The sequence below is a fragment of the Povalibacter uvarum genome (genome assembly GCF_014202975.1).
Classification (GTDB): Bacteria; Pseudomonadota; Gammaproteobacteria; order Steroidobacterales; family Steroidobacteraceae; genus Steroidobacter; species Steroidobacter uvarum.
On sequence record NZ_JACHHZ010000007.1, the window covers coordinates 89301 to 112067 of the forward strand.

Genomic DNA, 22767 nt, shown 5'->3' on the forward strand with positions numbered 1-22767 from the left:
CTCCTGCCCGTCAGCGACCACTCATCGGTATCGCCACAGCGTGCCGTTCGTGCCGACGGCCCAGGTGCGCACCGAAGTGGCAGCAATGCTTTCGAATCCATTGGCGTCTTCGACCTGCTTGAAAGTCACGCCGTCGTCCGTGCTGGTCCACACGCTTCCGTTCTTTCCAGCCAGCCACAGTGTGCCGTTCGGGGCGACGCCGACGTCCTGCATGCCGCTCGCCGGAGTTTTCTTCCAAGTGCCGTCCGCGCGTTTCCACAGCGAGCCGTTGAAGCCAACGGCCCAGACGACGTCTTCACCGGCGGAAATGCGGCTGAATCCACTCGCCTCGACCTGCTTGAAGCTCTGTCCCTGATCATTGCTGGACCAGACGGTGCCGTTCTTGCCTGCCAGCCAGATGGCGCCGTTGGAAGCGACAGTGACATCTCCGATCCCGCTGGCGGATGTCTTCGTCCACCGGTCATCAGCGAATTTCCATAGGGTCTCGTTGGTACCGACTGCCCAGACGGTGCCGTCTGGTGCGACAGCGATCCGTGCAAAGCCGCTGGCTTCGGTCTTTTTGAAAGTCTGTCCGCTATCCTTGCTGACCCAGACAGTGCCGTTCTCGCCCGCCAGCCAGATACTGCCATCGTAGCCGACCGCAACGTCCTCCATCTGGCTCGCGTTGGTCTGGAACCAGTCGGAAGCCAGGGCTGACAACGGCAGCAGCATCCAGGCCGTCGCGAAAGCCAACATGAGTTTCGAGCGCTGAAGTCCTCGACCGTGCTGACGCGTCGATCGGGCCTCGTCCGGGGCTTTCATTTCCGTCTCCTCGATGATGGAGGTGTCACCGTCAGTGGATTCGGTTGTGAGAACAACGTTTCTCCCACTCCCTTTGGTACACGGCGCCGGCCCGGGGAACCGGACACTCGCAACGCGTCAAAGTATCGGTCCGGGTTGCGCACGAAAGCGATTGTGCTTTCTGTATAGGGGCGCCGCGCTTAGATCGCGGGTGTTCCAGGCTGAACCGGTTCTTCCTCCGATCGCCTGCGCCAGCCGCCGGGCGAGGTGCCGAAGTGTCGTTTGAACGCACGACTGAACGCTGCTTCCGACTCATAGCCCACCGAGAGCGCCACTTGCGCAACGCTGCTGCGCCCAGCACGCAATTTGTCTTCCGCGACGTGCATCCGCCAGACAGCCAGGTAGTGCATCGGCGGTTGTCCAACCAGCGAAGTGAAGCGATCCGCGAACACCGAGCGTGAAAGGCCCACTTCGAGCGCCAGGCTTTCAGCGGTCCACGCTTCCGCCGGTCGTGCATGAAGCAACGCCAGTGCTCGTCCGATCTGTTGATCACGCAGACCCGCGAGCCATCCGCTTCGCTCCGCGGGAAGGCTTGCGACGTACTGGCTCACCGCTTCGACGAACAGCAGCTCAGAGAGCTTTGCGATCACGGTCGCGGAACCCATGCGCCCGGCCGCAATCTCGCTGGCTGCGAAGCGAAACGAGCTTTCGATCCACGCGCCCGACGCAGTTGCGCGCACATCCAGTTTCAGCACGGCCGGCAACGCGGAGAGCAGCGGGCTGAACGCGACTTCAGAGCCAAGAAAGCCGCAAAGAAGCTGTGTCGCCTCGCCGCCACCGCCGTGCCTGAGTCGCGCAATTCCGCCGGCTTGCAACTGCATGGTTTTGTGGGCGGGCAGCGGCTCGATGTTCAGATCGCTGCCGAATGCATGAGCGTGGTTGTGAGGGAGCAGGACGAGCTCACCCGCTCGCAGTTCGATCGGTTCGCCGCCTTCGACACGCAGTTGCATGCGGCCCGCGGCGACGAAGTGCGACGCAATGACATGGCGAGGCGCGACCGAGAAGGGCTTGCAATGGTCCGCCGAGATTCTTCCCTCGATGCACCAGGGCGCGGTGAGCTCGGCCTCGAGGAAGACACCTCCGGCCAGCCGGATCACCCGCAACACATCTGAGAATGCGTCAAGCAAGGCCCGTCCTCGGGTTCGGAGTCCGGAGCAGAAACTCCGGAGGAGCAGTCATTCACCGTCTGAGGGTCGACTCGTAGATTAGCACCCGGTGAAACATTTCACCGCTGTCCAGTTACGAGGAATCTCACGATGAATACCGCCGCTGTCGCGCCCGCTCCCGCGTCGAGCAGGGCCACCCGTTACGCTCAGATCGTCCAGTCGTCGAAGAAGGCGGAGTGGCAGATCGATCGCGATCTTCTGCAAGGCCGGGCCTTCGACTTCTCGCGCAAGTTTCTGCCTGATGCATTGTCGCGCGTCGATCGCCTGACCTTCCTGTCGAACGACGAAGCGCGCCTGCTCAGTCAGATCCAGGGCCGGACGTACGCTTATCTCTTTGGCCTCGTCGAGCGCTTCATCAGCGCCAAGATGCTCGAGCAGGGGCGATCTCATGTCTTCGACGATCAGCTCGCGCTCGAGGCGCTCGTCCGCTTCTCCAGCGAAGAGCTCAAGCACCAGGAACTGTTCCGGCGCATGGAGACGATGATCGGTCCGCACCTGCCGGCCGGCTATCGCCAGGTGGTCGATCCGAACGATGTGGCGCGTGTCGTGCTTGCATCCAGCACCTGGTCCGTTCTGGCGCTGACCTGTCACATCGAGCTGTTCGTGCAGGCGCACTACGCCGAGAGCATCGCTCCGCACGATGAGCTCTGTCCGCTGTTCAAGGATGTCTTCAGGTTCCATTGGAAGGACGAAAGCCGCCACGTCGTGCTCGATGAGCTCGAATGGAAGGACGAACATGCGCGACTTTCAGAGGACGAGCGTGACCATGCGGTCAACGATCTGATTGCACTCGTCGCGGCGGTCGATGGGATTCTGCAATCGCAATCGCAGTCCGACGTCGATTACTTCATTCGGTGCGCTGCACGGCGCTTCAGCTCCGAAGAGATAACGCAGATCGGGGCGACTGTCCTGAGCGCCTATCGCTGGCAGTACATCATCTCAGGCGTCCAGCACGCGCATTTCGGCAAGCTGATTGCCGGCATGACGACGCAAGCGCAGATGTCGCGGATCGAGGCTGCGCTCGCACCGATCATGAACGGCTGATCCTGCGACGGAATCGACGGGGAGATCGCCATGACGATACCGATGTGGGCGTTGCTGGGGTTCGCAACCTGGACCTTGCTGCTGCTGATAGCGACGGTGGGTGTCTATCGGTGGGTCAGGATTCTGCTCTTCAGGGCGCCGATCGCATCGTTCCGGAGCGACCAGCTCGAAGGAGAGGATTGGTACCGGCGCGGAACGCGAGCCCACGCGAACTGCGTCGAGAACCTTCCGGTGTTTGGTGCGATCGTGTTCGTGCTGACGACACTGGGTGTCGCGGGCCCTGCCGTCGACTCCCTGTGCATCGCCGTGCTGGTTGCGCGCGTTTGCCAATCGCTGGTCCATGTGTCGCACGCGCAGACGGACGCGTTCGTCGCGGTCCGGTTCTCGTTCTTCAGCGTTCAGCTGATCTGCTTCCTGGGGCTCATCGTCATGGCTGCGCGTCATCACATCGGCACATGAGTGCATGTCATCAACTCGCGGACACTCTCGAGACATCCCTGAGGGGAGTGCATTAAGACCGATCCTGAATCGCCATGCGGGTCTGTCCTAACGTCCTTCGCGTGTGATTGCACTCACTGTTGCGATGCACTCCGCTGCCGACAATCCGGCATCAAGTCCTCGGAGAAATCAACGGAGTTCCGCATGTTCATTCCACGTCGGCCAGCGGCACGGCTCGCTATCGCCGTGCTCGTTTCATCGCTGGGCGCGAGCGTTGCCACTCAGGCAGCGACTCAGTGCATCAACGCGGGCGCACCGGCGCCGCTCGAAATCTGCGTGCAGGACAGCGGAACGCCCGGCGTGTGGATCAACCAGCCCAATGGCAGAACGCGCCAGTACTTCGGCGACTACTCGTGGGGTTCATCGCTCTGGCTCGATGGTGTCAACGCCGGCCTGCGCTATCAGACGGGCTACTTCAGTGGCACTGCTCTCACGCCGGTTTCCAACACGACGACAGGCACCGGAACGGCAGCTGACCCGTACGTCATCACGACGGTCGCTGATCTCGGCGCCTCGGGCGTGCGTTTCACGCAGCGCTTCACCTACGTCAACGGCGATCGAAATTTCCGCAAGGCATGGAAGCTGGAGAACACCGGCGGCTCGACCTTCAGCGGTTTGCATTTCTTCCATGGTGGCGACACTTACTTCGGCGGCAGCGACAGCGCGCGGAGCTGGTACGACGCCTCCCTGCGCATGGTGTACGTGAACAACTCGAGCTTCTCCAACTCGGGCTACATGGGCTTCTACGCGAATCCGCTGACGCCGTTCTCTCACTACTTCTCGGGCCAGTACAACACGGGGCGCACACAGGTCAACGCTGGCCAGCTCGGCGACGCCTCCAACTCGGCATTCCTGGATGCGGGCTACTACCTGCAATGGGATCGCGCCGAACTCGCGCCGGGGCAGTCGTGGAATATCGAGGCGTTTGAAACGTGGTCGCCGCCCGGCTCGCTGCAGGTGCTGACGCCGGCTGCGGAATACGTCACGCCGGCAATCACCGTGCGCAAGACGTTCAAGGTTCACAATCTCAGCGACACGACGCCGCTCAACGTGACGGCTACGGCGAGCACTGTCTCAGGATGGACGGCCACGCTGGTGGGTTCGGGCAATCTTTCGCTCGCTCCGCTGCAGGTTGTGGAGGTGCCGGTGGATGTGCAGGTTCCCTCGAATGCGGCAGCCGGCGCGAACGAAGTCGTCCAGCTGAACGTCACGGACGGTGCTTTGAACAGCATGCTCGGCACGACGCGTCTGATCGTACCGAGCGTCGACTACTCGTTCTCCAGTGAAGATCTGAACTTCGGCACTGTGGCTTCCGGTGACGATGCGGATCTGCCGGTGACGCTGACCGCAGGTTCGAGCTCGCTGTCGATCGGGCAGGTGACTGCAACTGCGCCGTTCAGCATCGCGAATGACAACTGCTCGAATGCGACCATTGCTGCCGGCGCAAGCTGCACGATCCTCGTGCGCTTCTCGCCTGTTGTTGAAGCGGAGTACACGGACACGGTCAGCGTTCCGGTGACGGGCGAAACGCTCATCGGTCACAGGATCGACGTGTTCGGCGCGAGCGTGGATGCGCTGGCCGTCACGGCTGCGGCGGGTGTTGGTGGAACGATCGCACCGACCAGCATTGCTGTGCCAGCAGGCGAGCGGGCTGCGTTCACGCTGAGCCCAGAGACTGGCTTCAGCATCGACGGTGCCAGCGGTTGCGGCGGCACGTTGAACGGCAACACATACACGACTGCTGCAATCACGACGGCGTGCTCGATCAGCGCGGCCTTCAAGCGCATCCAGTACGCAGTGGCTGTGAATGCCAGCGTCGGCGGAACCGTTACTGCTGCGGGTTCTGATCCCTATCACGGTGAGACGGCGTCGTTCACGATTGCGCCGCAGACGGGTTACAGCATCCAGGGTGTGACGGGTTGCGACGGCACTCTGAACGGCAGCACGTATACGACGGCCGCGATTACTGCCGCGTGCTCCGTCAGCGCGACGTTCACTCGCAATGAGTATCCGGTGAACGTGACGTCAGGCGCGGGTGGCAATGTCGCTGCGATGGGCTCCACCCCACGTTACGGCGATCCGGCGACATTCACGATCACTCCGGAAGCGGGCTACAGCATCGATACCGTGTCGGGTTGCAACGGGACGCTGAACGGCAACACGTACACCACTGAGCCGATGACCAGTGCCTGCAGCATCTCCGTGACGTTCAAGCAGACGATTTCGGATGTGACTGTGGACGGCAAGGGCAACGGAGGTGGTGGTGCGTTCGATTGGGCCATGCTCACAGGATTGATGCTCGCTGGCCTTGCGCGACTGCGTCGCGGCGCTGCAGCGGTGACGCTGGGTGCTGTGGCGACAACCGCCGCCCACGCAGCTGATGCGGATACTTCGCAGAGCGGTTGGTATGTCGGCGGCTCGCTCGCCGATGCCAGCAGCAGCGAAAGCGCGGGCGATCTCACGCGCGCGCTGCAGGATCAGGGATACGCGGTCACGGCACACATCGATGACGATCGCACGGCCTGGCGCATCTATGGCGGCTGGTCGCTGAACGAGTACGTGAGCTTCGAAGCGGCGTACTCGGACTTCGGCGATGTCACGACGACCTATGACGCCGCCATTCCCGTTCTGTCCGTCGATGCCTTCCTGCAGGACGCTGTCGAACTGCACCCGCTCTCCGCGGATGGCTTCGATGCTTCAATCGTCGGGCGATACGCGATCGGCGATCGCTTCGCTCTGCGCGCGCAGGTGGGCGTTCTGCGATGGGATGCCGAACGCAACGTGCGGACGTCCGATGGCCGCTCTGCCCATGACGACGACAGCGGCGTCGACCTGCTGTGGGGCGCTGGCCTCGACGTTAAGGTCTACCGGAACCTTGAGGTCGCGGCCTCATGGAATCACTTCGAGCTCGACAACGAATACATCGAGACGCTGGGCCTGGCGGTGCAGTACCGCTGGTGATCCCAACCGGTGCCGGGCTGAGCCCGGCACCACGAGGGGACTACGCCGCGTTGCTGACGCCGGTCTGTACGTTGCACCCCTCCGACGTGCCCGGAGATGCGACCTCACGAACTTCGCAAGTGCCCTCCCAGCTGGGAAGGAACTGCTTGTGCAGCGTCATGAACTCGATGGCGCTCGCTATCGCTTCGTCACGGTTCGCGAATTCGAACATCGCGTAGCCGCCGATCACTTCCTTCGTTTCCGCGAACGGCCCGTCAGTGACGCCCAATTCGCCCTGCTTCAGCGTCACACGCGTCGCCGCCGGCAGGAGTCCGCCCGTGTCGATGAGCCGGCCGGCCTTGATCTCCCTCTCGATCAGTTTGCCCATGGCATCCATCAGTTCCGGGGTGGGCGGCACATCGGAATTTGAAATCACGAACGACAAGTAGCGCATGCGGTGGCTCCCGGGCGAATGCGGGATCCTGCTGCGACCGCGCCGCAGCGTTGTCCCGTGTTTGAATGACGAAGCAGGATGCGCCGATCCGACACCGAGGGGTAAGGAAATTTCGGCGCCGCATGGCGTGTCTCCGTTGACGACGCGTCCTTTCGTGCTCCAGTCCGTCCAGTTCCGCGAGTTCAGTGCCGATTCAGTGCATCTATGCCATCGTCCCGCGCCTATGAGCAGGTGGGCAATCTCTGTGCTTTGCGTGGCGGGCTGCCTGAGCGGATGTGTCACGACACTTCCCCCGGCACCGACGCCGTCGCAGATCGAGACCCTCCAGAGTCGCGAGTACGAACACGACAGAGCCATTGCCTTCGGTTCCGTGTTGAGCGCGTTCCAGGAGTTGGGCTACTTCATCGACAGTGCCGATCCGGTCACTGGTCTGGTCACGGCCTCCAGCCCCACGGACGACAAGACCAACTTCCTCGAAGGACTCAGCGGCGTGATGGCCACCGGTCGGACTCGCGCAACGGCTGTCGTTGAAGAGATCCGGCCGGGTTTCGTCAGGGTGCGCCTCGATTTCGTCGACAGCAGACATCGCTCCAATCCAGGTACGTTCGCAGTGACGAACCCAATTGGTTCGGGAACGGGTGATCGCGAGACATTGATTCTTGATCCGAAGATCTACGAGACCGCATTCGAAAAAGTGAGTGATGCGATCGTCGCGCGTTCCAGCTCGGAAAGCGTGCGATGAGCGCGTGTCGGTGATTGGCTGTCAGTCCACGTGACGAAGAAGCCGGAACAACTACGCATTGCCGCGCTGATCCCCGCTTCATAGTGTTGCTGCCCGCTTCCTCTTTCCGCACTCGCGGATCGCCGAGGACCCAATGCGTGCAGCTTCTAACCCGATCTGCATTCTTCGCGCCGTCGTCCTTCTCCTGTTCGCACTGTCCTTCACTACCGAAAGAATAGAAGCAGCAACGCTGCCGAGCGGATTCACCGAAACTCGCGTTGCGACCGGACTCGCGAGTCCGACCGCGATGACGGTTGCGCCCGATGGGCGGTTGTTTGTCTGCGAGCAGGGTGGGCGTTTGCGAGTGATCAGAAATGGCGCGCTGCTGACGCAACCGTTCCTCACGCTCTCGGTGAATTCCTCGGGTGAGCGCGGGCTGCTCGGTGTGGCGTTCGACCCCAACTTCGAAAGCAACAGCTATATATATGTGTACTACACCACGTCGAGCTCGCCCGTTCACAACCGCGTCAGCCGGTTCACGGCGAGTGCCGCGAATCCTGACGTGGTCGCAGCGGGCAGCGAGCAGATTCTGATCGATCTGCCCAGCCTGAGCTCGGCGACGAATCACAATGGCGGCGCGATTCACTTCGGCAACGACGGTTACCTCTACATCGCGGTCGGTGACAACGCGGCGCCTTCGAACGCGCCGCTTCTGACGACGACACTCGGCAAGGTGTTGCGCATCGCGTCCGACGGCTCGATTCCCGCCGACAATCCTTTCGTGTCGCAGACGACGGGCATCAATCAGGCGATCTGGGCTCGCGGACTGCGCAATCCGTTCAACTTCGCAGTGGACCGTGCGAGCGGCCGCATTCACGTGAACGACGTCGGGCAGGATTCGTGGGAAGAGGTCAATCATGCGATCGCCGGAGCCAACTTCGGCTGGCCCGCGACCGAAGGTCCGAATCCGGCGGGCGTCGCAGGCGTTCGCTATCCGGTCTATTCGTACCAGAACGCCGGCTCGAACTGTGCGATCACCGGCGCGGCGTTCTACTCGCCGACGACTGTGACATTCCCATCAGCGTATGTCGGTCGATATTTCTTCGGCGACTATTGCGGCGGATTCATTCGCTACGCCAGTCCGACGAGCTATTCGACCGCGACCGGGTTTGCCACCGGCATCAGCTCGCTGGTCGACATTCAGGTCGCCAACGACGGCTCCTTGTACTACCTCGCTCGCGGCGGCGGCGAGTTGTTCCGCGTGCAGTACACGGCAAACCTTGCTCCGAGCATCACGCGGAATCCGATGAACGTCGTCGTGGCGGTGGGGCAGAGCGCCAACTTCGAGGCAGCCGCATCGGGCACCGCGCCCTTGACGTACCAATGGCAACGCAATGGCGTGAATATTTCAGGGGCCAACCAGGCGACATACACCATTCCGTCCGTAATTGCGGGCGACAACGGAGCGAGCTTCAGAGTGGTGGTCAGCAACGCCTTCGGCTCAGCAACAAGCAGTCTTGCGACGCTCACCGTCACCAGCAACACCGCGCCTGTCGCGACGATTGCCTCGCCCGCGGCGAACACGACCTATCGGGGTGGGCAAGTGTTTACCTTCTCCGGCAGCGGCTCCGATGCGGAGGAGGGTACGCTTCCGCCCAGTGCGCTGACGTGGCGGGTCGATTTCCATCATGACGACCACACGCATCCGCATGTGTTGCCGACCACGGGTGGCACAGGGACCTTCTCGATCGCCAATCGCGGTGAAACATCGGCCAACGTGTTCTATCGCGTAATCCTGACCGTGCGTGATTCCGCGGGGCTGACCAGCACGACATCGGTTGACCTGCGACCGCTGACTTCCACCGTGCGGCTCGAGAGCAATATCGCGCAAGCGCAACTCACGCTCGATGGTGTGCCGGTCGTTGCGCCTCTCGAGTTCGTCGGTGTCGAAGGTGTAGTTCGCAGCATCGGCGCGGTATCGCCACAGACGAGCGGCGGAGCGTCCTACGACTTTGCATCCTGGTCCGACGGCGGCGCGCAGACGCACGAGATCACGACACCGACGGCAGACACGACCTATACCGCGTTGTTTCAGCCGACAGTGACGACGACTGTGTTTTCGGAGACGTTCGAAACGCAAACAGGATGGACGTTGCCGTCTGGAGCCAACACAGCGTCCTCGGGCCGTTGGGAGCGAGGAGATCCGCAGGCCACTGGTTCCAGCGGTCGGGCAATGCAACCCACCAGTTGCGCAGGCGGAACGGTGAACTGCATGATCACCGGCCTCGCTGCCGGCAGCAGTGCCGGAGCCAACGACGTGGACGGCGGGCTCACGACGATCGAGTCACCACCGATTGCACTTCCGACGAGCGGCACGATCACGCTGCGCTTCAGCTTCTACCTGGCGCATTTGAACAACGCATCGAGCGCGGACTTCTTCCGCGTGCAGGTCGTTGGAGCGAACGGCACTCCGCAATCGGTATTCCAACGCAACGGCTCGGCTTCGACCATTGCCGCTGCGTGGAGCAGTCAGACGGTGAACCTGACATCGTTCGCCGGCCAGACCATCCGGCTGCGCTTCGTCGCGGCTGATGGCAGCTCGGCTTCATTGATCGAAGCGGGGGTGGATGCGGTCAGTGTGACGCGGCAGTAGGCGGGGTAGTTCGGAAATTCCGCTTCACAGCGCATGGAGGGCGCAGCAAACTCCATGGCTTTCAGCTCGAGAGCCGTGTCATGGATGCCTTGGTTCGAGAAACAGCAGCCGTCGTCAGGGCGCTTCAGGAGCGCGACGACAACACAGCCGATCATTGTGGGCGTGCGAGCGGCCTGGCCCTGGAGATAGGCCGGGCGTGCGGCCTGGCTTCCAGCCAACTGGCCGCCCTGGAGCTGACGGCAAGGTTGCATGATGTGGGCAAGATCGGGATTCCTGATCGCGTCCTGCTCAAGCCCGGCCGGCTCGATGAAGAAGAATTGCAGATAATGCGGACTCACCCGCGACGCGGCTACGACATTCTCATCGCCATTCCGCGCGACGAGATCGCGAACGTCGCGGATGCCGTTCTTCACCATCACGAAGCGTGCGACGGAACAGGTTATCCGGACAAGCTGCGTGGAGAAGCAATACCACTCTTGTCGCGAATTCTCGCGGTCGCCGATGCTTATGATGCTCTTGCCACCGTGCGGCCCTATCACGCGCCGCGAAGCCACGCGGCGATCATGACCCTGCTCGAGGAGCGCGCGAGCAAGTACGACGCGAGTGTCCTCCTGGCGTTCAACAGCATCATCGAGTCGAGCGCGTACAGATCGAGGGGCGGTTCAGCCTGAGCTCGGGGTCGTTACCAACCCCGGCACAGGTATCCACCTCTACGGCTTCGGCGTCTTCGTCACATCTTCGATCCAGACGATCTGGTTGTCGTAGCGCACGGGAGCCGGGGCGCCGGAGTCCATCCACTTGATCTTTGCAGCGGGTCCGATTTCACCTTTGCCGGGGCCCGACGCTTTGGTCGAGATCATCGCGTAAGTCAGGTCGAATCCCTTCTTGGATTTCTTCGAGCCGCCGAGGAAGCCCATCGGTTCGTCACTGATGACGATCACGCTGTCGCCATTGTCCATGGGCGTAACGGATGCGAATCGAATCGGGACGCTGCGGTCTTCGGCCTGGATGGTGCCGAGTTGCGGCTTGCCGGCGAGGACGCTCTTCGCGGAATCCGGGTTGGCCTTCACCTGCTCCGCCACGGCCTTTCGATCCTCTTCCGCCATCGCCTTGTCCAGGGTGATGACGAGGGTTGCAGTGACCGGCTTGCCTGCCGCGTTCTTGAACTTCACCGTGCCCTGGTAAACGTCCGCGGCCAATGCCTGACCCGAGAAGAAGGCACACATTCCCAGACTTGCAGCGAACCAATGCACGCGAGTATTCCGAAGCATGACGGCGGGACCCTGTTGAGTTGAGGAGTCAAGGAGCCTATCCCCATGGCCGGACCGGCGCCAGCCGCATAAATCCGCGAATCATCCTTCCCCTAAGGGCAGGTCTGAGCCGCCGCGCGAGCTTTCTTCGCCCGTAGGGGAAAGGGCAGAACCCGTGCATCACGGGAAGAGGGTTCATCGTGCGTCTCCTCATCGCCGGATCATTGCTGCTGGTTGCGTCACTTGCCGACGCACAGATCGTCACTGCGTGGAAGTACAAGGTGACGAACATGGTTGTCACCGATCTCAACACGCTTGGTGGAGCGGACAGCTCCGCCAAGGACATCAACAATATCGGCGATGTCGTCGGCAGCGCGTGGAAAGTGGCTGTCATCGATGCCGACCGATGCTTCGGTCGGGATGGGCTACTTGTGGGCCGCGAAGGCGCACGCGATCAACGGCTACGACTACATCGCGGGTGAAGCGATCACTTCGCGCTGGCGCGACTCTCCGCTGCAGCCGGCTCCGGCGTTTGCAGTTCCTTCACGATGGCCGCAGCAACTGCTGACACGCCACCAGAAAGCGCGCGCTCCAGGCCGGGCACATCCGCCTTCATCGATTGCAGGTCGCTCCATCGTTCCGCCGCATCTCCGGTCAGTCGCACCGCTTTGGGCTCCGCGAGGTTGTATGCGAACAGTCGATCCATCAGGATTTGCTTCGCTGCCGTATCCGTCATCCGTGCGTGCACCATGAGTTTCGGAGTGAAGTCTCCGTTCGCACCTGCCCAGAAACCATAGATGATCAGTTGCGAATCCAGGAACAGATGGTGTCCATCCACGCTCGGGAGCTCAGCCACTGCAACAACATCGGGGTAGACGCCGGCGGATTTTCGCTGAGGTCTCGGGTCGCTCCTGGGTCCCTTGCGCTGCGTGGACGCTCGTTCGCGAGGAATCGTGTGAGGCCGACCAACGTGGCCGGCAGCGCCGAGATTCGAGAGCAATTCCTTCTGCAGCAGGATCGCCGCATCGAATTTCCGGACCTGCAATTCCTTTTGAATATCGGCGAGGGCAGTCGCCGTGTAGATGTCATACACCAGGCCGTAGAGGGGAACGAAGCGCGTCGGGTCGAATGCAGCACTGATGTCGATCTGAGCGGGCTTTGCCGGATTCAGAACGACGACTGACGAAGCATCCGCAAGGCGCGACTTCATCGGCGTGTTGGTACAACCGGCAATGAGAGCGGCAAAAAAAACCAGGCAGACCCGAGCAGCGCGGCGCTGCTTCTCGCGAGCGAGCATTGGAAGCACACGACTGCTTTCGGCGTACATCGATTTCACAAGTGCGATACTGGAACCCAGAGACACACAGGCGCTTACGTCAAATCCCGCTCTGCGCCAATACACAGCCAGGCCGGGGCCGGTGCTATCTTGCCATACGAGGGAGGTTTCAAGGCCGCGCCTGGCCGGCCGCGGCCCCGGCACTTGCTCAAACCACTTATCCCAGTCCCCCGCGCAGGTCTGTAACGTCCGCTCCCGTTGCCATGCAAACCGAGGGAGCGACTGCCATGGGAAAGATGTGGGATGACACCGGCTGCCAGGAAATCACGTTCGGCGTTCGGCAGTTTCATGTAAGCCGGACCGAGCCCGCGTCGATCGCGCTGGTCGACGACGACTTTCAGGGAGGCATCGTTCACTACGTGAACTCCAACGCCATATCGGCGCACTCGCCGTACTCGCCGGTCACGCGGCTGATTCACACGCTGCTCAACAACAACAAGGCGAAGGTTCTGACCGGCAACGTGATCTACACGACGGAGGCGCCGACTGCCATGTGCCTCGGCATGGCCTCCAATGTCGGCGCGGCCGTGAAGCAGATTGCGGTGATCAAGGGGCGGGTGCTGAAGGACTCGCAGTACAAGCAGGTCGACTGGTCGTCATGGCTGGCGACACGCAACACCGAGTTGAACGCATATGCATGCGATGGCGCGGGCGCTTCTCCAAACCTCGATCTGACCAACGAACTCAAGACCAAGAGGCATGAAGGCGGGCACAGTGTTCATCGCATCTACATGATGGTTGCGTGCGCACTCATCACGAAGCGGTTCCGCTCGGGCCACGGGCTGAACTCCGGCCAGAACATCGGTTCCATCCTGGTTTCCCGGCAGGGCGAGATTCTGGCGTGGGGCGTGAATACGAACGACAACAACCACACGTATCACGCTGAAGTGAACATGATCCAGAGCTATCACAGGCGCATGGGCGGCAACTACGCCGGTCTGCCGGACGGCTGCCGCATCTATACGACGCTGAAGCCCTGTGCGATGTGCGCGGGCATGATCATGCAGACGGTCGCGAACCCCGGATCCTTCAAGGTGTTCTACGAACAGCATGATCCGAGCGGTTTCGCGGCCGACACTGCGCTCGACAAGGCTCCGGGTCGTCAGTCGGCGTTGTTTACGGGCAGCCACGTTCTCGACATCGTCGGCGTCGAGACCGCGGAGAGCAAATCCCGGGTCGGCAAGCCGCGGATGTCGGACCAGATCAAAGATTCTTACCGCAAGATCCAGACATCGAAGAAGGTCGATTCCGAGGACAAGCGCATCACTGCTTTCCTCGGCGACGAGATGGCGACGAAGCTGTTCAGCGCAGCCGCGACGTCACTGCAGACCAAGTTGCGCAAGCACGGTGTCAGCGGACAGGCGACGGGCAAGGAACTCAATCCGACAGTGACCAGCGCCCTCACGCATTTGCATGGTTTTCTGCGGGCGCGTGGCGTGGTGAACTGACTTCTCTCAGCGGTGGCCCACCGCTTCGGCTGTGACGAATCCCGCTTTCGTCATGGCGTCGAAGAGTGCTCCGGCGGATCTGGATGTTTTCCCGATCTGCCGGCCTGGCACCTTCAGCGTCAGCCACTGCAGAACACTTTCGAGCGCAGCGTGATGTGAGTGGCCCGCGCTGCGACTGCGTTCATAGATCCGCAGTTGCTCATGAGCGCTCGTACCGGCATTGGCGATGTCGACGAGTGTAGTCAGGATCGGTCCGCAGCCGAAACGCGCGATCTCTGTTTCGAGTGAGTCGAGGAAGCGGGCGAGCAACCGACGGACCGACACGGTTGACGCGGGGTCGTCGGAGATGAACTGGGCGTCCATGCCGTCGCGTTTCGCCCGCGAGCGATTCTCTCCCGCGATGGCGTATGTGCGAGGCGTGTGATCAGCGCCTGCTTGAAAATTGCGGACAAGCGCAGAGACATGGCATCGGAACAGGTTGGCAATCGCGACGCTGTCCTCTACGCGAGTACATGCATCGGAGATGTTCAGCTCGAGCGCGGTGGTGTTCCTCGCGAGGAAGTCGGAGGTGCCGCCGTACGGCCACTGATCGAACCGTGCCTGTCGACAGCTGAGTAGTCCGCCGAGTGAGCCGTTCCAGAACGGCGATGAGGTGCTGAGAGCGAGGAACAACGGCAGCCACGGAATGGAGCGATTCATCAGCGCGACGCGATCGATCCCCGATGGAATCGATACCTGCACGCGAAGTCCGCATGTCTGCTGTGCCTGTTCGACGATGCGCAGGTCAGCGAGCCTCTCGCCGGAATCCCTGCGCTCAGAAGCCGGCGATTCGGTCGATGTGCCGAGAGGATGCGTGCCCGCCACGAGCAGGCGCAATCCATGCGACTCCGCGATGCTCGCCAGGCTGTCTCGCAGGAACGGCATGTCCATCACCGGCTCTGGAGCCAGCAGGAATCTCTGTGAAGTGACCTCGATGCACGCTCCACGCTTCTCAATAGTTGCCCGGGTTCCCAGCTGTGCGCGGACATCCTCGACGAAGCGCGGCGGGAGCTCGCGAACGAGTTTGTACGAGCGATCCTCGCAGACAAAGAAGCCCTCCCTGATCGTGAAGGCGTAATCGAAATCGCCGGCGCTCTGGTTCATGCGTACACATCCGTCGTCGCCCCGCACTTGAGCGACATTTCGCGGAGAGTAGCACTCGCGGATGTGGGATCAGCGACGCGCGGAACGAGTAGTGAGCGCCGTCGGATCGTGAACAGTGCAAGGATTGCTCACGATTCTCACGATCACGAACCGCCGGGAATGAGGTTGCCCGTACGGGCTCTACCGATCGCTGGACGATCGGCTCGTGAATCGACAGGCAATCGCGAGTCTGTGCAAAGGACACCGTACGTGCACTACACCTGTCCGGCGGTGCGATCGGGAGGATCGATCTTCGTGCCGTTGTCGCAACGATTGCGAGAATGTAGCAATCTTTTCGTCAGGGAAGCGCTCTATCCGCGCTTTTGCGCGCGGGCATCGAGCCCGATGCGCACTGCGTCCGCGAGTGTCCGGCAACCGAGCTTCTCCATCATCCGCGCCTTGTAGACCTCCACGGTACGCGGGCTGATGTCCAGGCGCTCGGCGATTTCGCGATGCTGCAATCCGTCCGCAAGCAGATCCAGGACACCCCGCTCGCGCGCGGTGAGGCGGTTCAGGCGGGCGTCGAGATCGCTCCGCTCGCTGTCGGCGCGATGCCGTTCCTCATCGATGCGGATCGCGTTGAGGAGCACGTCGATCAGGATGGAATCATCCACGGGCTTCTCGAGGAAGTCGACTGCGCCGTTCTTGAGAGCCGCACGAGTGGTGCTGACATCGCCGTGCGCGGTGAGCACGACGACGGGAAGTGAAATACCGCGCTCACGCATCGCTGCCTGAAGTTCCAGCCCGCTCATGCCCGGCATCTTGAAGTCGGTCAGCAGGCAGCCCCGCCAGCTCGGATCGTAGACCTCGAGAAAGTCCTCGGCGGAAGCGAATACGGATGCGCGCAGGCCCTTGAGCGAGATCAGCAGGCTCAGTGCATCGCGGACGGCTGCGTCGTCATCGACGACGAAGACGGTGGCGTCAGGCATGGGCAGTCGCGCGCTCATACGGTGGGTGAGTCGGTCGGAAACTCGAACGGCAGGAACATGGTGAACGAAGCACCGCCCAGTGTGCCAGCACTCGTGCAGGAAAGTTCGCCGCCGCGGGCACGGATCAGGGAACGGCTGATCGCGAGGCCCAGGCCCATGCCGTCGGGTTTGCTCGTGACGAAGGGTTCGAAGAGCTTGTCCCGCAGTTCCGGAAGCATTCCCGGACCGGAATCGTCCACGCGCACCGTCGCGGCTCGCTGCGAGCGGGAGGCCGAGAGAACGATCAGTCGACGCCCTTCGGGCATCTGGCTCACCGCATCGATGGCATTCGCGAGCAGGTTGTGCAGGGCGATTTCCACGTGGGTTGCATCGCCCTCGAAAGTGGGAATGTCCGGATCGATCGAGACGCTCAGCGAAGCATTGTGCCGACGCAGACGCTCCTGGAATGCATCGACCACGGCAGTACAGATCTCGTCCAGATCGATGGTCTCCCGTTTGTGGGCACCACCCTGGTAAAAATTTCGCAGGCGCCGCAGCACTTCGGAAGCGCGGATCGCTTCGTGTGCGGCTTTGCCCAGAGTGTCCTGCAAATGCTCCTGATCCGCAGGCTGCCGATCCGCGAGGATCTTCGATGCACGCACGTACGAGACGAGCGCCGTAATGGGCTGATTCAGTTCGTGCGCGAGTGCCGATGCCAACTCTCCGGCTGCGGCGAAACGCATGGCGCGTGCGAGGGCCGCGTCATGCTCGCGCAGTTGTTGTTCGGCCTTGCGACGCTCCGTTGCATCGCGGACGGTGACGAGATACCCGCGATTGGCTGGCGGATCGAGGCGTGCCCAGGCAATTTCCGCTGGGAATGGCTGGCTGTCGGCGCGCTGGCTCTCGAGAGTTCCACGCCCTTCTTCCGAGACCAGTTGCAGACCCGGCAACAGCTCGGCGAGCAGCCGCCCATACTCCGCGCGCTCACCGAAGAGACGCAATGCTGCTGCATTCGTCATCTCGATCCGCCCGTGTGCATCAACGGCGAGCACAGCGTCGGGCGCCATCGCCAGCACCGCGCGTTGTTCCGCTTCGCGTATCGCCATTCGCTCCAGCACGCCCGCGCGCTCGCTTACGACAGCGCCGAGCAGCAGTGCTGTCAGGCTCAGCGTCAACATCAGGAATTGCAGGTCGGTGAAGCGCGGTGTGGGAATCTCATTCTGGGACGCGATCAGAAAGCCGATCTGGATGGCCAGCGCGGCAAGAATCGATCCCGGCCAGCCCCATCGCAACGCGATCCAGATCAGCGGAACGAACAACAGCGCGAAGAAGCGCAGCTGATCCGCCGCCGGCAGCATGAAGATGATCACGAGTGTCAGTGCGATCGACGCGAACTGCGCGAATACTTCCATGTGGTGCCCCGAGAGCGTCCGCGCCATCTCGCGCCAGTGACCTGCAACGATCAGCAGCGGTGCGACTGTCAGGACTCCGTTGAGGTCGCCGATCCAGTGCCGTGCTAGTGCCTTCAGCGTGGTGTCCGCGGGCAGCACGTGTGTTGCGACCAGCAGACCTACGTAACCAGCCGCGACAATCGCAGTCCCGACAGCGACTGTCGTTGCGAGACGCGCTGCGTGCACGACCGTTGCCATCGGGATGGCGATGCGCCAGCTGCGAATCACGACTCCCATCGTTGCGTAGCCGCAGGCGACCCACAGCGACATGGCGACATGAAGCAGTAGCGGCTGCGAGGGGATGCGAACCAGACTTTCGGCGAGGAAAGTGGCAATGGCGGCGGCGGGCAGCCAGCGTGGGCCGCGCCAGACAAGCAGCGCGAGCGTCAGGCCGGCCTGCGGATTCCAGGGAGTAATGCTCGGCGCAAGCGGGCGCACGAAGCTGAGCCATACCAGCAGCAGATGGAGCGCCAGATAGAGGGCCAGGTACAACGCGACCTGTGCGACGGGTTCCCAGGTTCGAGGCCAGGTGCGGGTGATGGGCAGCGTTGCCATGGCGGCGAGCGTAGCTCACGGTGCCAGGCTGGGAAACCGGGAAAACTCGGCGGAGCTGCGGTGTGAGGCTCTTCTCCAGCCACGACGCTGCCGCTGAATTGCCGGCAGCGTCGTGGTGCGCGCAATCACCGATCGAGCGGTACCGCAATGTCGGTGACGTTCTGGCGGAACGTGCCCAACAGCTGCGCCGTGCCCGTAAGCAGGCTGACGCGATAGAAGGCCGAATATCCGCCGCTGCTGAGGACGGCGTAGCCGCGATTACTGCGCGCAATCGAGCCGCGCAATTCACTGAAGATGTCGAATCCAGCCGCTGCATCCGCGTCGATCGTCGTTCGCCCCGTTGCACCCAGGGAACCGTTGTTCGGAGGGGCTTGCACTGCGATCTGATCCATAGTCACGTCGAGGTCGAAGAGGGTAGTGGCTGTCTGCGGGTCCAGGTCGTTGTTCGTGTACGCAGCACCGACGATGCCCAGTGCCGCGATGCCCGCCGTGTAGTTGAGTCCACCATCGGCGAGCGTCGTTCCCCCTGCATTGACGTTGTGGCGCAGATTCTGGCCGGTGTCGCTCACGATTCGCAGTCGATCGGCCGCGGGATTGAAGTCGACGCCGAACGATGTGCCGTTGAGTGCTTGTGTGAGCACGCTCACCTGAGTGGCAGCGGCATTGGTGGTGTCGAGCTTGTAAACGCCGCCACCGTCGCCGACACCGTACAACTCACCGTCCTGCACGCGGAAGTCGATGCCCACCAGGCGTGTATCAGGGCTGACGAGACCGCCGACATAGCCGATCTGCCGTGTGTGCCGCGGCGACTGCTCGTTGAAGCAGACGAGGAAGCCATCATCCGTCAGTCCTACGACACGCAGCGTCTTGCCGTGATCGGCATTGCTGCAATCGAAATTCTTCGTCGCCTGTGACGAGGTCGAACCCAACAACATCAGTACTCCGGCCGCCGCGCCCAGACTCCGACAGCGATTCCCGATTCGCATACGCATGATGAAGACTCCTCTTCGCAAGGTGATGTTGCCCCGCCTCAGGACGGATCGAGGCCGCCGGCAGTGCGAAGTAAGTTACGCAGCACGGATGCAATCGGATGCAGGGAAGCCGAAGCCGCACAAACAGCCAACCATTGTGCGGCGCGCACACACCCATCAGACTCGTCGTTCGGTACAGTCGTGCGCAGATCGATTCGGCTGCGGAAAAAGGGAGTGATCATGGCCAGCAGTGTCAACCTCTCGCGTCAGTTTCGGGGCGCGCGATCCTGGGTTATCGGACTTCTGCTTTTGGTGGGAGTGCCTGCTCTCGCGGATCCCGCATCCGCATTGGATCGCGAGCTCACACCGGATGCATCCCTGCCCATTCCACGGCTGAGCTTCGACGGCGCGGGAGCGCTGGCGATCCGGGCTTCGGCCACCTCTTCAGAACACGACTTCGACTTCCTCGTGGGCAACTGGAATCTGAAGAACCGCAAGCTGAAGTCGCGTCTCACGCAATCGCACGAGTGGATCGCGTTTGAATCGAAAGTGGAGATGCAGCAGATCCTCAACGGCGTAGGCAACATCGACAAGTACGCCGAGCTCACGGGCGACAAGCCCTACGAAGGAGTCGCACTGCGGCTCTTCAATACGAAGACGAAGCTCTGGAGCATTTACTGGGCCGACAGCAATTCGGGTGCGCTCGATCCGCCCGTCGTGGGCTCTTTCGAGAACAAGGTCGGCCACTTCTTCGCGAGGGATACCTACAAGGGCCAGAACATCATCGTGGTGTTCCGATGGGATGTGCGCAATGCCGAGCGCCCGATCTGGAGCCAGGCCTTCTCGACGGATGAGGGCAGGACCTGGGAATGGAATTCGATCAATGTGTCGGAGCGAGTGCGGTAGCGCACTGGGCCAGGCCTGCGGCTGCACTCATTGCGCCGGCGCTGCTCGGGTGCCGGCCTTCATCAGACTTCCGATGCGGACTACCAGAATGAGCACGGATGTCAGCGCCAACGACAGCAGCAAACCTGTCTCGACCGGATAGTAGTAGGCGAGCCAAAGCCACGACCACGGAACGACCCGGCCGAGCAGCATCGGAAGAGCGATCAGGACGGCGATGGCGGTTGCGGCATAGCAGACGAATCCCACCGCAATGCGCCACCATGGTCGTGGCGTGGTTGCCCATTTCCTGGTGCGCGTCAGTTTCCACGCGGTGAACGCCCAGTTCCCTGCCAGCAACAGTCCGGCGACGAGATCAATCCTCGGCAGAAGAGGCGCGGAATTGGCGGGCGGCGACAGTCCCTTGCGCAATGAAAGGATGCCAAGCGCCATGTCTCGCGGCGCATTGCTGTCGCCGCACGGGCAGAGGACGACGACACCGTCTCCATTCTCGAAGAACGCCACGTATGAACTGTAGGTGGGCAGTCCACCGCTGTGCGAGATGCGGCCATTGTTCGCAACGTTCCATCCGAAGGCATAGCCGCGGGATGCGGCCGATGGCGTATGGGTCTCGCGAAGCGCCTGCGAAGAAAGAAGCTGGCTGCCATTGGCCGCTCGGCCGCCGTTGGCTTGAGCGATGAGCCATTTGCTCATGTCGGTGGCCGTCGTCGCGATGCCGCCGGCCCCGTTGATGAAGAAGGGTCCGCCGGGTGCTATGAATGCATGACCGAAGGCGTAGACGTGTCCGCGGGCAATGCCGTGCCGACGTTCATCTACAAAGTCGACGGTCCGGGTTTCAGTCATTCCCAGGGGCAGGAACACTTGCGTGCGCATGTAGTCGTCGAAGGGACGACCGCTGATCACTTCCACCAGCCGCGCCGCGGTGGCGTAGTTCGGGTTGAAGTAGTTGTGCGTCGTTCCCGGCTCGGTCGCCAGGCGAGCACGGCGCAAGCGGGCAACGGCCGTCGCCAACGAGTCCGGTTGCGGAAGCGACCACTGCCGGATTCCCACTTCCCACATTCCGGAGGTGTGATTGAGCAGGTGCCGGACGGTGATTGAGCCAGCTCGCTGATCAGCCAGCTTGAACTCAGGAAGATACCTCTGGACTGGAGCGTCCAGTTCGATCTGCCCCGCTTCGACGAGCTGCATGAGAGCGACGCCCGTGAAGGCCTTGCTCGTCGAGCCGAGGTAGAACGGCGTGCTGCCCGTTACCGGGCGGTTCGATGAGTCCCGACCATATCCGGCGACCGAGAGCACGTAACCGCCGTAGGTCACTGCGACAGCGACGCCGGGAAGCGCGCGTCGGGACATCTCGGCGCGGATGAACTCGTCGATCGCGGTCGCTGCGCTTGTCGCGGGGTCGGGGGACGCATTGCTGTCCCCTTGCCGGGTTGCAGCGGAACTCGCCGAGCCCAGGGCCAAAGCGGCACAGATCGCAACTGTCCGAAGCCAACGCGCCGTCACATCCATGAGACATCGACCTCACGCATTGGCGTAACCCTGTCGATCATTCTTGTCGCCCGATCCCAGACCGTGCATTCGGTGTGGTCAGGCATGTTATCGCGACGCATCGTCGGGGTGATATCCGCCGCTCGCCTTCCTGTGTCCGCGGGGGCGAGCTAGGATGAGGCGGCACCGGGACCGTTGAAAGGGACACCGCATGTATCGCTCGCTTGACGCCAATAACATCATCAATACGGCGCAACAGCTGTACAACCGCATCGGCGAACGCTTCCCGGCTTCCGGGTTGCGGAAAGTCTGCGAAGAGCTGCTGGCGGAAGCACGCCAGGCGGAGGTGACGGCGCGCTGGCTGGCGACACCGAACATCCGGATTCGCGCTATCTCCATCGTGATCATCATCGCGATGTTCGTGGTTGCCGCCAGCACGATGCTGGCGCTGAATCGCCGCGTGGAACTGTTCAGCAGCGTGTCCGATTTCCTGCAGGGCGTCGACGCGGGCGTCAATGAGCTGATCCTCATCGGCGCGGCGACCTATTTCCTGCTGGGCTGGGAGACACGGATCAAGCGCAAGCGCGCGCTGCGGGCGCTCCATGTGCTGCGTTCGTTTGCGCACATCATCGACATGCATCAGCTCAGCAAGGACCCGGAGCGGCCCGCTCCGATCAAGAGTCACGCGATAGCGACGCCAACCCGCACGATGACGCCGCTCGATCTCGTCCGCTATCTCGACTATTGCTCGGAAATGCTGTCGATCATCAGCAAGGTCGCGGCGCTCTACGTGCAGAACTTCGATGATGCGACGACGCTTGCTGCGGTCGATGAAGTGGAAGATCTCACGGGATCGCTGTCCCAGAAGATGTGGCAGAAGATCATGATCCTCGATCGCATGATTCCGATACCGGTTGCGTACAGTGCCGATGCGACCGGGTGAGTCCCCGAGGCAGCGC

At 62.2% G+C, this 22767-nt stretch carries 20 protein-coding genes; 10 read left to right on the top strand and 10 right to left on the bottom strand.

All coding sequences use genetic code 11. The annotated features are described in order from the left end of the window. Window positions 1-21: 21 nt before the first annotated feature. Window positions 22-801, bottom strand: a complete 780-nt coding sequence (locus tag HNQ60_RS25540; RefSeq protein ID WP_184335637.1) for a WD40/YVTN/BNR-like repeat-containing protein — start codon at window positions 799-801, stop codon at window positions 22-24. 179 nt (window positions 802-980) lie between these two features. Then, entirely contained in the window at window positions 981-1967 is a 987-nt protein-coding gene (locus tag HNQ60_RS25545; protein ID WP_184335638.1) for an AraC family transcriptional regulator, read from the bottom strand. Between the two features lie 129 nt (window positions 1968-2096). Here HNQ60_RS25545 and HNQ60_RS25550 point away from each other — a divergent pair, with 129 nt between their 5' ends. The 3 genes from HNQ60_RS25550 to HNQ60_RS25560 all read left to right on the top strand — a co-directional run bounded on the left by HNQ60_RS25550 (window position 2097) and on the right by HNQ60_RS25560 (window position 6509). Further along, on the top strand, window positions 2097-3050 hold the full coding sequence (locus HNQ60_RS25550; protein WP_184335639.1) for a diiron oxygenase: 954 nt from the start codon (window positions 2097-2099) through the stop codon (window positions 3048-3050). Window positions 3051-3080: 30 nt separating this feature from the next. Further along, complete coding sequence (locus HNQ60_RS25555) at window positions 3081-3509, top strand: MAPEG family protein (RefSeq protein ID WP_184335640.1); 429 nt, start codon at window positions 3081-3083, stop codon at window positions 3507-3509. Between the two features lie 183 nt (window positions 3510-3692). Further along, window positions 3693-6509 carry an InlB B-repeat-containing protein gene (locus HNQ60_RS25560; RefSeq protein WP_184335641.1) on the top strand — a complete coding sequence of 939 codons (2817 nt, stop codon included), beginning with the start codon at window positions 3693-3695 and terminating at the stop codon, window positions 6507-6509. 40 nt (window positions 6510-6549) lie between these two features. Here HNQ60_RS25560 and HNQ60_RS25565 read toward each other — a convergent pair whose 3' ends face one another. Beyond that, entirely contained in the window at window positions 6550-6942 is a 393-nt protein-coding gene (locus HNQ60_RS25565) for a YciI family protein (RefSeq protein ID WP_184335642.1), read from the bottom strand. Between the two features lie 223 nt (window positions 6943-7165). On the opposite strand from HNQ60_RS25565, the gene HNQ60_RS25570 reads away from it, so the two are divergent. The 3 genes from HNQ60_RS25570 (at window position 7166) to HNQ60_RS25580 (ending at window position 10987) form a co-directional block, all read left to right on the top strand. Continuing rightward, entirely contained in the window at window positions 7166-7684 is a 519-nt protein-coding gene (locus HNQ60_RS25570) for a hypothetical protein (RefSeq protein WP_184335643.1), read from the top strand. A gap of 133 nt (window positions 7685-7817) precedes the next feature. Then, the gene (locus HNQ60_RS25575; protein WP_184335644.1) at window positions 7818-10316 is read left to right on the top strand and encodes a PQQ-dependent sugar dehydrogenase; all 2499 of its coding nucleotides are present in this window, start codon (window positions 7818-7820) and stop codon (window positions 10314-10316) included. An 80-nt stretch (window positions 10317-10396) separates the two neighbouring features. Next, window positions 10397-10987 carry an HD-GYP domain-containing protein gene (locus HNQ60_RS25580; RefSeq protein ID WP_184335645.1) on the top strand — a complete coding sequence of 197 codons (591 nt, stop codon included), beginning with the start codon at window positions 10397-10399 and terminating at the stop codon, window positions 10985-10987. Window positions 10988-11026: 39 nt separating this feature from the next. Here HNQ60_RS25580 and HNQ60_RS25585 read toward each other — a convergent pair whose 3' ends face one another. Beyond that, complete coding sequence (locus HNQ60_RS25585; RefSeq protein ID WP_184335646.1) at window positions 11027-11587, bottom strand: hypothetical protein; 561 nt, start codon at window positions 11585-11587, stop codon at window positions 11027-11029. A 179-nt stretch (window positions 11588-11766) separates the two neighbouring features. Between HNQ60_RS25585 and HNQ60_RS25590 the strand changes: the two genes are divergently transcribed. Then, window positions 11767-12048 (top strand): hypothetical protein, encoded by a 282-nt coding sequence (locus HNQ60_RS25590; RefSeq protein WP_184335647.1) that lies wholly within the window; start codon window positions 11767-11769, stop codon window positions 12046-12048. A gap of 5 nt (window positions 12049-12053) precedes the next feature. Here the strand turns inward: HNQ60_RS25590 and HNQ60_RS25595 are convergent, their stop codons facing one another. Then, a complete protein-coding gene (locus tag HNQ60_RS25595; protein ID WP_184335648.1) occupies window positions 12054-12776 on the bottom strand; it encodes a hypothetical protein in 723 nt (240 codons plus the stop codon). A 353-nt stretch (window positions 12777-13129) separates the two neighbouring features. Here HNQ60_RS25595 and HNQ60_RS25600 point away from each other — a divergent pair, with 353 nt between their 5' ends. Then, entirely contained in the window at window positions 13130-14350 is a 1221-nt protein-coding gene (locus HNQ60_RS25600) for a Bd3614 family nucleic acid deaminase (protein WP_184335649.1), read from the top strand. Between the two features lie 6 nt (window positions 14351-14356). Here HNQ60_RS25600 and HNQ60_RS25605 read toward each other — a convergent pair whose 3' ends face one another. The 4 genes from HNQ60_RS25605 to HNQ60_RS25620 all read right to left on the bottom strand — a co-directional run bounded on the left by HNQ60_RS25605 (window position 14357) and on the right by HNQ60_RS25620 (window position 19381). Next, window positions 14357-15493: a glutamate-cysteine ligase family protein gene (locus HNQ60_RS25605; RefSeq protein ID WP_184335650.1), complete on the bottom strand. Its 1137-nt coding sequence runs from the start codon at window positions 15491-15493 to the stop codon at window positions 14357-14359. Between the two features lie 350 nt (window positions 15494-15843). Next, window positions 15844-16461, bottom strand: a complete 618-nt coding sequence (locus HNQ60_RS25610) for a response regulator transcription factor (protein WP_184335651.1) — start codon at window positions 16459-16461, stop codon at window positions 15844-15846. 14 nt (window positions 16462-16475) lie between these two features. Then, complete coding sequence (locus HNQ60_RS25615; RefSeq protein ID WP_184335652.1) at window positions 16476-18446, bottom strand: ATP-binding protein; 1971 nt, start codon at window positions 18444-18446, stop codon at window positions 16476-16478. 125 nt (window positions 18447-18571) lie between these two features. Then, window positions 18572-19381 carry a DUF4394 domain-containing protein gene (locus HNQ60_RS25620; RefSeq protein ID WP_221304460.1) on the bottom strand — a complete coding sequence of 270 codons (810 nt, stop codon included), beginning with the start codon at window positions 19379-19381 and terminating at the stop codon, window positions 18572-18574. A gap of 276 nt (window positions 19382-19657) precedes the next feature. Here HNQ60_RS25620 and HNQ60_RS25625 point away from each other — a divergent pair, with 276 nt between their 5' ends. Further along, window positions 19658-20323 carry a hypothetical protein gene (locus HNQ60_RS25625; protein WP_221304461.1) on the top strand — a complete coding sequence of 222 codons (666 nt, stop codon included), beginning with the start codon at window positions 19658-19660 and terminating at the stop codon, window positions 20321-20323. Window positions 20324-20350: 27 nt separating this feature from the next. Here HNQ60_RS25625 and HNQ60_RS25630 read toward each other — a convergent pair whose 3' ends face one another. Next, window positions 20351-21829, bottom strand: coding sequence for a serine hydrolase domain-containing protein (locus tag HNQ60_RS25630; protein ID WP_281382828.1), 1479 nt, complete (start codon window positions 21827-21829; stop codon window positions 20351-20353). A gap of 190 nt (window positions 21830-22019) precedes the next feature. On the opposite strand from HNQ60_RS25630, the gene HNQ60_RS25635 reads away from it, so the two are divergent. Beyond that, the gene (locus HNQ60_RS25635) at window positions 22020-22751 is read left to right on the top strand and encodes a hypothetical protein (RefSeq protein ID WP_184335654.1); all 732 of its coding nucleotides are present in this window, start codon (window positions 22020-22022) and stop codon (window positions 22749-22751) included. Window positions 22752-22767: the final 16 nt, after the last annotated feature.

Bases quoted from the DNA above. Each gene is read 5' to 3' on its own strand.
- HNQ60_RS25540 (WP_184335637.1), bottom strand. From the start codon at position 801: ATGAAAGCCCCGGACGAGGCCCGATCGACGCGTCAGCACGGTCGAGGA.
- HNQ60_RS25630 (WP_281382828.1), bottom strand. From the start codon at position 21,829: ATGGATGTGACGGCGCGTTGGCTTCGGACAGTTGCGATCTGTGCCGCT.
- HNQ60_RS25570 (WP_184335643.1), top strand. From the start codon at position 7,166: ATGAGCAGGTGGGCAATCTCTGTGCTTTGCGTGGCGGGCTGCCTGAGC.
- HNQ60_RS25550 (WP_184335639.1), top strand. From the start codon at position 2,097: ATGAATACCGCCGCTGTCGCGCCCGCTCCCGCGTCGAGCAGGGCCACC.
- HNQ60_RS25580 (WP_184335645.1), top strand. From the start codon at position 10,397: ATGGATGCCTTGGTTCGAGAAACAGCAGCCGTCGTCAGGGCGCTTCAG.
- HNQ60_RS25620 (WP_221304460.1), bottom strand. From the start codon at position 19,381: ATGTTGTTGGGTTCGACCTCGTCACAGGCGACGAAGAATTTCGATTGC.
- HNQ60_RS25555 (WP_184335640.1), top strand. From the start codon at position 3,081: ATGACGATACCGATGTGGGCGTTGCTGGGGTTCGCAACCTGGACCTTG.
- HNQ60_RS25565 (WP_184335642.1), bottom strand. From the start codon at position 6,942: ATGCGCTACTTGTCGTTCGTGATTTCAAATTCCGATGTGCCGCCCACC.
- HNQ60_RS25560 (WP_184335641.1), top strand. From the start codon at position 3,693: ATGTTCATTCCACGTCGGCCAGCGGCACGGCTCGCTATCGCCGTGCTC.
- HNQ60_RS25625 (WP_221304461.1), top strand. From the start codon at position 19,658: ATGGCCAGCAGTGTCAACCTCTCGCGTCAGTTTCGGGGCGCGCGATCC.
- HNQ60_RS25585 (WP_184335646.1), bottom strand. From the start codon at position 11,587: ATGCTTCGGAATACTCGCGTGCATTGGTTCGCTGCAAGTCTGGGAATG.
- HNQ60_RS25605 (WP_184335650.1), bottom strand. From the start codon at position 15,493: ATGAACCAGAGCGCCGGCGATTTCGATTACGCCTTCACGATCAGGGAG.
- HNQ60_RS25615 (WP_184335652.1), bottom strand. From the start codon at position 18,446: ATGGCAACGCTGCCCATCACCCGCACCTGGCCTCGAACCTGGGAACCC.
- HNQ60_RS25575 (WP_184335644.1), top strand. From the start codon at position 7,818: ATGCGTGCAGCTTCTAACCCGATCTGCATTCTTCGCGCCGTCGTCCTT.
- HNQ60_RS25635 (WP_184335654.1), top strand. From the start codon at position 22,020: ATGTATCGCTCGCTTGACGCCAATAACATCATCAATACGGCGCAACAG.
- HNQ60_RS25600 (WP_184335649.1), top strand. From the start codon at position 13,130: ATGGGAAAGATGTGGGATGACACCGGCTGCCAGGAAATCACGTTCGGC.
- HNQ60_RS25610 (WP_184335651.1), bottom strand. From the start codon at position 16,461: ATGCCTGACGCCACCGTCTTCGTCGTCGATGACGACGCAGCCGTCCGC.
- HNQ60_RS25595 (WP_184335648.1), bottom strand. From the start codon at position 12,776: ATGAAGTCGCGCCTTGCGGATGCTTCGTCAGTCGTCGTTCTGAATCCG.